This is a genomic window from Vibrio sp. ER1A (genome assembly GCF_000733315.1).
Taxonomy (GTDB): Bacteria; Pseudomonadota; Gammaproteobacteria; order Enterobacterales; family Vibrionaceae; genus Vibrio; species Vibrio mediterranei.
In genome coordinates, this window is sequence record NZ_JPJA01000036.1 from 1 (window position 1) to 9474 (window position 9474).

The 9474-nt window shown below is 42.0% G+C and carries 6 protein-coding genes and 2 pseudogenes; 4 read left to right on the forward strand and 4 right to left on the reverse strand.

Annotation, left to right across the window (positions count from 1 at the left end):
- A partial coding sequence (locus HW45_RS28235) for an outer membrane beta-barrel protein (RefSeq protein ID WP_051867736.1) occupies positions 1-509 on the forward strand: 509 nt, incomplete at its 5' end.
- Positions 510-1343: 834 nt separating this feature from the next.
- Here HW45_RS28235 and HW45_RS03830 read toward each other — a convergent pair.
- The gene (locus tag HW45_RS03830) at positions 1344-2192 is read right to left on the reverse strand and encodes a MurR/RpiR family transcriptional regulator (RefSeq protein WP_038224932.1); all 849 of its coding nucleotides are present in this window, start codon (positions 2190-2192) and stop codon (positions 1344-1346) included.
- Between the two features lie 234 nt (positions 2193-2426).
- Between HW45_RS03830 and murQ the strand changes: the two genes are divergently transcribed.
- The gene (gene murQ, locus HW45_RS03835; protein ID WP_038224934.1) at positions 2427-3338 is read left to right on the forward strand and encodes an N-acetylmuramic acid 6-phosphate etherase; all 912 of its coding nucleotides are present in this window, start codon (positions 2427-2429) and stop codon (positions 3336-3338) included.
- Between the two features lie 22 nt (positions 3339-3360).
- On the forward strand, positions 3361-4806 hold the full coding sequence (murP, locus tag HW45_RS03840) for a PTS N-acetylmuramic acid transporter subunit IIBC (RefSeq protein ID WP_038224936.1): 1446 nt from the start codon (positions 3361-3363) through the stop codon (positions 4804-4806).
- 267 nt (positions 4807-5073) lie between these two features.
- Here the strand turns inward: murP and HW45_RS03845 are convergent, their stop codons facing one another.
- From HW45_RS03845 to HW45_RS28690, 3 genes and pseudogenes are all read right to left on the reverse strand, one after another.
- On the reverse strand, positions 5074-6657 hold the full coding sequence (locus tag HW45_RS03845) for a peptide ABC transporter substrate-binding protein (RefSeq protein WP_235225354.1): 1584 nt from the start codon (positions 6655-6657) through the stop codon (positions 5074-5076).
- 227 nt (positions 6658-6884) lie between these two features.
- A pseudogene (locus tag HW45_RS29865) lies at positions 6885-7538 on the reverse strand (TRAP transporter large permease subunit).
- Positions 7539-7703: 165 nt separating this feature from the next.
- A pseudogene (locus HW45_RS28690) lies at positions 7704-8289 on the reverse strand (IS6 family transposase); the annotation flags it as partial.
- 498 nt (positions 8290-8787) lie between these two features.
- Between HW45_RS28690 and HW45_RS03860 the strand changes: the two are divergent.
- Positions 8788-9474: a metal ABC transporter ATP-binding protein gene (locus HW45_RS03860; RefSeq protein WP_038224949.1), complete on the forward strand. Its 687-nt coding sequence runs from the start codon at positions 8788-8790 to the stop codon at positions 9472-9474.

Genomic DNA, 9474 nt, shown 5'->3' on the forward strand with positions numbered 1-9474 from the left:
GATTTCGGCAACAAAGCCGCTACGGGCTTACTGAATCTCAAATGAAATATGAAAACCTTCCAAAGGTGGATTTGGAGCGCGCCTATAAGCTAATGGGCGGTTATAAGTTCAATCGTATCGTTAGTGTGGAAGCTTCATATACAAATTACGGGAAACGCGTTGTTGGTTACTTTGAGGACAAACCGACCTCAATCGGTGTGACAGCTAACGTTGGGTACACCTTCGACAATGGCCTACGTCCGTTTGGTATCATTGGTGTTGGTCGCTTGGATTCCGGAGCGACTTATAGAGGGGAAGATCTACATATTGATAACGCAAAGCCATCTTTCAAATATGGTCTTGGGGTATCATACGAGATACCAACTTTGGATGGTTTAGAAGTTCGAGCAGCATACGAAGCGGAAATAGCGGAGTTTGAAACTCCGGTATTAGTTGGTATTTATAATACAAAAGTAGTTCACAAAGCCACATACGACTCACTCTATATGAGTGTATCTTATACGTTCTAATGAATATGCGCGACTGACCACTCCCTTATGTCCACTTGGTTGGTTGCGCATCCTTGTACGATGGTTCTTATACCAATTTCAAACTCATTTGACCGGTTATCTAAAAGTAGAAAAGCCCTAATGACAGAGTAAACAATGTCCTTAGTTCGCAATTTCGGTGAAAGTATGCCGACCTAGGGCCACGAAAGTGCACTTCCAAATACCTAGAAATGATAAACTCGATTTGATGTACAAAATAAAATGTATGGATAAAGGCAAGGTCTGGACAAGTGTCCAGAGAGAGCTGAGTCTGCTGGTGAAAGACGACCAATCCTCTGAAAAGAAGCACAAAACCGAAGAATAGCCGCCTTTGGGATGGGTTCCACAATTAGCTCCGGTTAACCCACACAAAGCTCTGACAGTGAGGGCTTTTTATACCTTTAACATGTAATTCAACCAAAGTTCTACATTCACTCGACAATGAGACCTTACGTTTTGCCTCCTCAATAGCAAAATCTAGTCGGTAATAAAATACTAGGCTAGCTTTACGAGTTGTACTGAGTAAGAGCATTAACGCAGATATAATCAAAACCAGCAAAGACGGTGCTGTCTAGTCCGGAAGTCCTCAAGACGAGTTAAGGCATATACGAAACTTATTATCAAATCTAATTGCTGCATCTTCACTAGACGGAAATTTGTGATCATTTGAGTACAACAGTGCTGTGGGAAATTTATCCATAGCGCAGTAATGTTATGTAAGAGTTACGTCATTACACCGCCTATCTAACGTTCGAATTATCTCTACCACTACCGTCTCCCCCTAAATTGTATTGTTAATCAAAATACAATTTACGGTCATGTAAGCATCTGAATCTGTGATGAAATATCTTGGATCATCTCTTGTCCTGAGTCCCCTTGCATCTTAACTAAAGAGATAAACAGAGCATCTGTCACTACATTTTGTGCAGTCCTAGCAACCATTGAGGAAGCTCTATTTTGAGATTCATCAGCGATTGTATCCAAACAAATGTGAGCGATATTACGCAGTTCGCTTACTGCTGGAGAAGTGAATGCAACTATCGTTGCTCCTCGCTCTTTTGCCGTCTCCGCCGCTATATTTATCTCCTTAGTTTCTCCTAAGAAAGAAACCACTATCTGTACATCTTCGGAGGTTAAAGTACGAGCAATACCAATCTGTACGTGGCTGTCTAACTCTGTCACAGCTGCAACACCAAGCTTCAAGAGTTTGTATGCTAGGTCTTTGCCTGAGAGGGCGGAGCCCCCCATACCAACGATCTGAACTCGATTGGCTTGGTTTACCAATTTGACAACTTTCTCAAAATTTTCAGTCATGAGTGCATTACTGGTTTGAAAAATAGCATCGGACTTTGCTTTAGCCAGTTTTAGAGCAATTGTTGCATAAGAGTCATTTGGAACAATATTTGTGTGTAGTGGAGAGCCGTGAACAGCACTTTTTCGACTCACCTCTTGGATTAAACCTTGCTTAAACTGGCTAAAGCCAGAGAATCCCAGCTTTTGCGCAAACTTTACGATGCTGGACTGACTGACGTTGACCTCTTTGGCTAGAGCTTGACTGTTTAACTTAATAGCATGGTCAGGGGCTGTTAGAACCCAATCGGCTATTTTTTTCCCACTTGCAGAGAGTTTGTCCCTGTTAATTAAGATTTTGTTCAAGATCGACATCACACTTTCTCTTTTTTTTGGAATTGTTTATTCCAAATGGCATAGGTATTTATTCCGGACAAAAAGACCTCATGCCTTAAAACTCGGCACAATGAGTATTGCCGCCCTGTATTTTGTTTAATTATTCCACATTATTCCTACTTTGGAATAATGCGTTGTGTGATTTGCGCCACCAAAATGGAATATTTTATTCCATACCATAGCCCATAGAACGATTAATTCATGGGGAGAAAAATGAAAATTGAACTAGAAACTTTAACAACAGAACAGCGCAATATGACGAGTAATAATATAGACAGTTTATCTACTCGAGAGATGCTAAAAGTTATCAATGAACAGGACAAAACCGTAGCTGAAGCGGTTGAAAAGACCCTAGATGAAGTTGCTCAGGTTGTTGATGCTATTGCAAAGTCATTTAAGAACCAAGGCCGATTAATCTATATCGGTGCGGGTACCTCAGGACGTCTTGGTATCTTGGATGCGAGTGAATGTCCTCCTACTTACGGCACACCAGCAAGCCAAGTAGTTGGCATTATTGCGGGAGGACATACAGCAATTCTTAAGGCTGTTGAACACGCCGAAGATTCACCTGAACTAGCGGTTGAAGATCTAAAGAAAATTCAGATTAATGAAAACGATGTGTTGGTAGGTATCGCTGCAAGTGGACGTACTCCTTACGTTCTTGGTGGAATGACGTATGCGAAAGAGCAAGGAGCTTTTGTGGTTTCAATCGTTTGTAACCCTATTTGCCCAATGATCGACGAAGCAGATGTAGCAATTACCCCAATCGTTGGTCCCGAAGTTGTCACGGGTTCGTCTCGCATGAAAGCTGGTACTGCACAAAAACTGGTTCTAAATATGCTAACAACTGGCGCAATGATTAAAACAGGCAAAGTGTTTGGCAACTTGATGGTTGATGTAGATGCGACCAACGCCAAGTTGATACAACGTCAAACGAATATTGTCGTTGAAGCGACAGGAAGAACGGAAATGGAGGCAGAAGCCGCACTTAACGCATGTAATAGACATTGTAAGACTGCAATTTTAATGTTGCTCGCTAACCTAAGTGTTCAAGAGGCAAAGAACCTTCTTAGTGAAAAAGATGGATATATTCGCGAGGCTTTAAGTTCTGAAACAATCGGTTAATAGTAATTCGAAGGATACCGTAATGGCTAAAATTAACATAGATACAATAAAGCACATTCTTTCTGCTGTTGGTGGCGGTGACAATATTGTGAAAGCAGGCAACTGCATGACTCGATTACGCTTAACTTTGGCTAACATTGAGGAGGTGGACAAGAGTACACTGAATGCAATGCCGTCAGTCATGGGTGTTGTTGAGTCCGATGAACAGTTACAAATCATCATGGGGCCGGGCAAAGCGCAGCAAGCTTCAGAGATTATGAACGATTTATTAGGAGACCTTTCCTCCACTGTAACTGTTGATGAACCCAACAGTTTGGAAGCGCTTGCGAAACAACAAAAATCGCAGATTAAGAGTACGCAAACCAGTATTGTACAACGTTTTCTAAGTAAATTTGCGACTATTTTTACTCCTCTTATTCCGGGATTTATTGCTGCAGGATTACTTTTAGGTTTAGCGACTTTGATTGAGCAAACTATGATCATTGGGCATGAACCTAGCTCATTTGTTGTGAGTATGGTGGCTTATATGAAGATTTTCGGTAAAGGTCTCTTTGCCTTTCTGAGCATCTTGATTGGTTATAATGCCCAACAAGCCTTTGGTGGTTCTGGAGTCAATGGCGCAATCTTGGCCTCACTGTTTGTATTGGGTTACAACCCTGATGCTACGTCCGGCATATACTCTGGAATGAGTGACTTCTTTGGCAATACCATTGATCCTCGCGGCAATATTATTGGTGTGCTTCTGGCTACTATTATTGGTGCGAAAGTTGAGCGAATTGTGCGTCAATATATGCCAGATGATTTAGATATGATTCTAACCTCTTTGGTGACCTTACTCATCATGGGGGCAGCGATTTTCACAGTCATCATGCCGATTGGCGGCGTTCTATTCCAAGGTATGTCTTGGTTATTCCTTAACCTTAACGATAATCCGCTTGGGGCAGCACTACTTGCCGGTCTTTTCCTCATATCGGTTGTATTCGGTATTCACCAAGGGTTTGTTCCGGTTTATTTTGCACTGATGGAAGCTCAAGGGTTTAACTCACTATTTCCTATTCTTGCCATGGCTGGCGCGGGTCAAGTGGGCGCATCTTTGGCTTTGTACTGGAAATCTGAGGAAAATTCAACACTACGAAATCAAGTTCGAGGAGCGATTGTGCCAGGGATCCTAGGTATCGGTGAGCCACTTATCTATGGTGTGACTCTTCCTCGAGTTAAGCCATTTGTGACAGCATGTATTGGTGGTGCAGCAGGCGGTTTCTTCATTGGCTTGATCTCATACTTTGGTTTTCCAGTGGGATTGAATACTGTATTTGGCCCTTCAGGCATTGTTGCTGTGCCTCTGATGACTTCAAATGAAGGCATCTTCCTAGGTATGTCCGTGTTTGTATGTGGCTTGGTTGTTTCATATGCCGTAGGATTTATTACAACACTTTTCTTCGGTATCAAAGATATTGATTTAAGCTAATGGATCTTTTGCTACGGATTTTGTCCCGTCTCTCCTCAAGGTCCGTAGCGCCAAAAATAACCTATCGCTCCCAAATATTATCAACCTTTTTTAGTTCCTTAACGCCCATGGTCAGTAATATTCCTGCATCTTAAACTTGGGCCAACGAAAAATGTAAGCCCCATCGGTCTGACCTATTTAGACATGTTCTCTTGAGTGATAGGATATGACCGAGATGACGCACTGTGGTTAGAAGTCCTAACACAGTGCGTATATAGCCATGAAAGACTATTGAGTGAAGTACATATCCCTAGAGTAACGAATATGCAGTGGACTGGTTGTTGAGTACCCTTTAAGGTTTGGTTGCTTAAGGATCGCTTTAGTTTCAAAATAGATAGGTGTTGCTGGCATATCATGCATCAGAATCGCTTCACCTTGATGATAAAGGTTATTCCGCTCAGTAAGGCTCGCTGTGGTCTTAGCCCTCGCAATGATGCGGTCATATTCAGCATTGGACCATTTCCCTGGGTTATAGCCGCCCTTAGCAAACATATCTAAAAAAGTTGATGCTTCATTGTAATCACCGCCCCACTGATAGCTGAGGATATCAAAGTCACCCGATCGTCGTTTAGCAATAAAGGCTTTTACGTCTTGTTTATGCAAAGACATATGTACGCCTAAGTTCTTTTTCAGCATCGCAGCAACAGCATTGGCCAACTTATCTAGCTCACTATCACTTGCATATTCGAAGGTTATTTCAAGTGGATGTTGCCTGTCATATCCAGCTTCTTTATATAACTCACGAGCTTTTTGTTCACGTTGCTGTTGAGTTAACTGGCCCCAAGGCGCGTCTGGTAAAGTATAATTGGCAGTTGCAGGAGGCACAAAGCTATAGGCAACACCAAAGTTTTTGTGGAAAATTCTATGGGCTATTACATCACGATCTATGCTATAGGCAATGGCTTTCCGTAAGCGGTCATCGTTAAATGGCGGTCTCGTGGCATTAAATCCGATGAAATATTCCGCCACCTTAGGCGCAATTACTAATGTTTCTGGCGCATCTTTTTTGATTTTTTCTACCATACCTACAGGAATATGACCTGTCATGCTTATCTCACCGGTTTGGAAGCGATTGTATTCCGATTTTGCATCAGAAAGAGCTAGGTAGGTAACCTTGTTAATGACGGTTTTTTCATTGTTCCAATATAGAAGATTACGAACTACCTCAACACGTTCATTCACAACGTGTTCTGTCATTTTGAAGGCGGAACTTACCACAATGTTCTCTGGTCTTGTCCACCGTATTCCGAACTTGTTAATCACATGCTCTGGTGCCGCGAATAAACTTTCGTGGATCAACATGGAGGTAAAGTATGGAATAGCTTTATCTAGCGTCAGTTCCAGAGTGCTATCATTAAGAGCCTTGACACCTAGTTGTGCCGCTGGAAGCTTACCTTGGATAATTTCAGAAGCATTCTTGATATGCGCAGCCTCATAATACCAAGCATAAGGAGCACCAGTCTTAGGGTCGATAACGCGTTTAAACTCAAACTCAAAGTCGTGTGCAGTAATAGGCGTCCCATCAGACCATTTGATTCCATCACGTAGATAGAACGTATAAGTTAGTCCATTATTCGAAACATCCCAGTGGGTTGCAAGGGCTGGTACAATGTTACCATTAAGATCTTGAGTCACTAGTCCTTCAAACATGTCGTTCACGATTGAAGAGCTAGCACCTGTTGATGAAAAAGCAGGATCAAAGGATGGCGGTTCATCAAAATTGCCACGGACCAAATGTTGTTTTACTGCTAGTTGCGTATTTGCTGGGATATCCGCCGCGAAATTTAGTGTCGACCAGACAAAAGTCAGCATAAGGCTGATTAACTTAAATAGTGTTGATATTTTCATCAGTGAATTAGATCATACGAATAATTTACTCCAATATAAGACACATGTTTTTAAATAGAAGTAACCAAAGTCTATAACTTATAATGATACACTTTATGTAAACCATCCAAGATGGCACTAATGCTCATTCCTATACTGGCATGACACCCTCTGATAACAAGGAAAATAAAGATAGGGAATTAAAAATGGATCTAGCAGAAAAGCTCTTGATCTACACTGATAAACGGCTTTGTTGCCCAGCTGAATCCAGCGGTAATGACCACGCTTCCCTGTGCTGTAACAGCGGAGAAATATGGCGTAAAGCCCATAAACATGACCGTAACAACAATCAAAATCAAAGTTGTATATGGCATGCCGATGAAGTCGGTAAGAAGAAACGCGGCGGCTCCCATTACAGGAGGTAACAACTGTCCTCCAGTAGATGATGCAGATTCCACGACGCCAGAGAAGTCATTTCAATAACCAGCTTTCTTCATCAATGGTATTGTGTATGCACCAGTAGAAACAACATTAGCTGTTGCGCTTCCTGATATTGAACCCATAAAGGCCGAAGAAAGAACGGCCATTTTAGCTGGACCTCCTTTAGAACGCCCAGCTAATGCAAATGCAAGTTCGATGAATAGCTCACCAGCTCCAGATCGCTCCAAGAACTTACCGAACAATACAAATAAGAAAATAAAAGTTGCTGCTGCCGCTAATGGGATACTGAATATACCGTCAGTAGTGTAAACGAGCTTATCTACAAGCTCAGTAAAAGAGCTTCCAGAGTAATAAAAAACACCGCTTATGTGGTTTCCGTACAATGTATACATAATTGCTATCAAACAAAGAACAATCATTCCCATACCGACAACACGTCTCGCACCTTCAAGTACCGTAATTAAAAACAGAGTTCCAATGACCAGCTGTTGTGAAGTAAGTTCATCTATAGAGGGGATTCGTTCTACTATGTTTGGGGGTTGTTGCAACTAATCAGAGAATACAGAACTGTCCATCAATAGGCTTAGCGATTATTGGTAAACCACCTCAACATTGAACAAACGATTCATAAAGGCAGGCCTTTGTTCAACATCCGTAGAGATTCGAATCCCTGAAGGGTTAACTAGGCTCGCTTTCGTATTTTGAAGCCACCAGTAACTACAACGAGTTTCTTGATGGGGCGTGATCGGATTCAATACCATTCTTAAGATACTTCACTTACCGTTGCTCGACATCCGCTCGAAGTCGCCCCTCCTTCTTTAGGCGGGCAATCGCATTGGCATAGGAGGAATGCTTGTCGGTGTTTAATGTTTGAGGCTGCAGCTCCTTTGGATAGTGGCGCAGGCAGCGCTTCAGGAACTGATAAGCCGCCTCTTTATTGCACTTATGGGAGAAATAGAAATCCAGTGTCTCACCTTGCTTGTTGATAGCTCGGTACAGATAATGTCATTTTCCTTTCACCTTAACGTAAGTGTCATCGAGCTGCCACGAAGGGTCTGCTCGAATGAATTGACGACGGCGTAATTTCTTACGTAATACTGGGGCATACTCAATGAACCACTGATAAATGGTAGAGCGGTTAACCGAAATTCCTCGCTCCGGCAGCATGTCATTGAGCCACTGGGTTAGATGAGAAAGGAAGAATTCTGAGTTTTAGCTACGTTTTTTGCAACAACCCCTTTAGAGCCTAAGAAGTTGACCAACCTCGTTCATATTGGCTTTGATGAAGTCGCCAATATGGATTAGCCTGCATATACAGACTCATGACAGCGGAGGCGGAGAAGAGCCGCAATTTGAATGCTAAAATGGAGGTGAGCTGGTGATGTGTCGAAAGCCAGTCGAAATCGTCACCAAACCATAGAACTGACATCACATTGAAGCCCCTTTAAACATTACAACTCAAGGGGTTGAGTCGAAATCTGGTAAGTATTGTTCCATAAACCTGAATTTGCGATAAAATCAATAAACTTGCTAAGCCATTATTAAAAGCGTAATTTACACAACAATTGTTATGTTATAACGTTCTATTGTGGTAGCTATGCTTTCAAATTTAACATTACTTACTTATTCATCGTTTGCTCGCTTAACATTGATAATCCCATTTCTTGCGCTAATGTGGGTCAGTATCTTTTGGGCGATATCGCTGACGTGATAGAACTTCAGCAAGTTAAGGTTGGTTACAAGAACAAACCTATCTTTCCCACACTTACAGGCACGTTTAAGTTAGGTAGCCTCACTGCCATCATGGGAGATAATGGGGTTGGGAAAACCACACTACTTAAAACGTTAATGCATACAATTACACCACTGGCTGGCGACATTATTTTCCATGGTGATTCCTCAAAAAGCATCGCTTGGCTTCCTCAGCATTCAGACGTTGACCGACAATTCCCTATGACTGTCTTTGATACTGTTGCAATGGGAGCGGTCAATCATACTTCTCTTTTTAAGTCTCTGTCTAAAAGTGACAATTTGCGTATCCAAGATGCAATAGCTAAAGTCGGGGTCACCGACCTCATTCATCGTTCTATCAACACCTTATCTGGCGGTCAGTTTCAACGTATGCTTTTTGCACGCATGCTTGTACAAGATGCGGATATTTTAATTATGGATGAACCGTTTGTAGGAATAGATACTGCGACACAACAGCAGCTTTTATTTCTAATAAAAACATTACATCACCAAGGGAAAACGATAATTGCAGTGTTGCATGACGCTAATATTGTCCATCAACACTTCCCTTCACTGCTACATATTTCTCAGCAGAATATATATTGGGGTGTGCGACGTGAAGTCGTATGA

Bases quoted from the DNA above. Each gene is read 5' to 3' on its own strand.
- HW45_RS03830 (WP_038224932.1), bottom strand. From the start codon at position 2,192: ATGTCGATCTTGAACAAAATCTTAATTAACAGGGACAAACTCTCTGCA.
- murQ (WP_038224934.1), top strand. From the start codon at position 2,427: ATGAAAATTGAACTAGAAACTTTAACAACAGAACAGCGCAATATGACG.
- murP (WP_038224936.1), top strand. From the start codon at position 3,361: ATGGCTAAAATTAACATAGATACAATAAAGCACATTCTTTCTGCTGTT.
- HW45_RS03845 (WP_235225354.1), bottom strand. From the start codon at position 6,657: ATGCTGACTTTTGTCTGGTCGACACTAAATTTCGCGGCGGATATCCCA.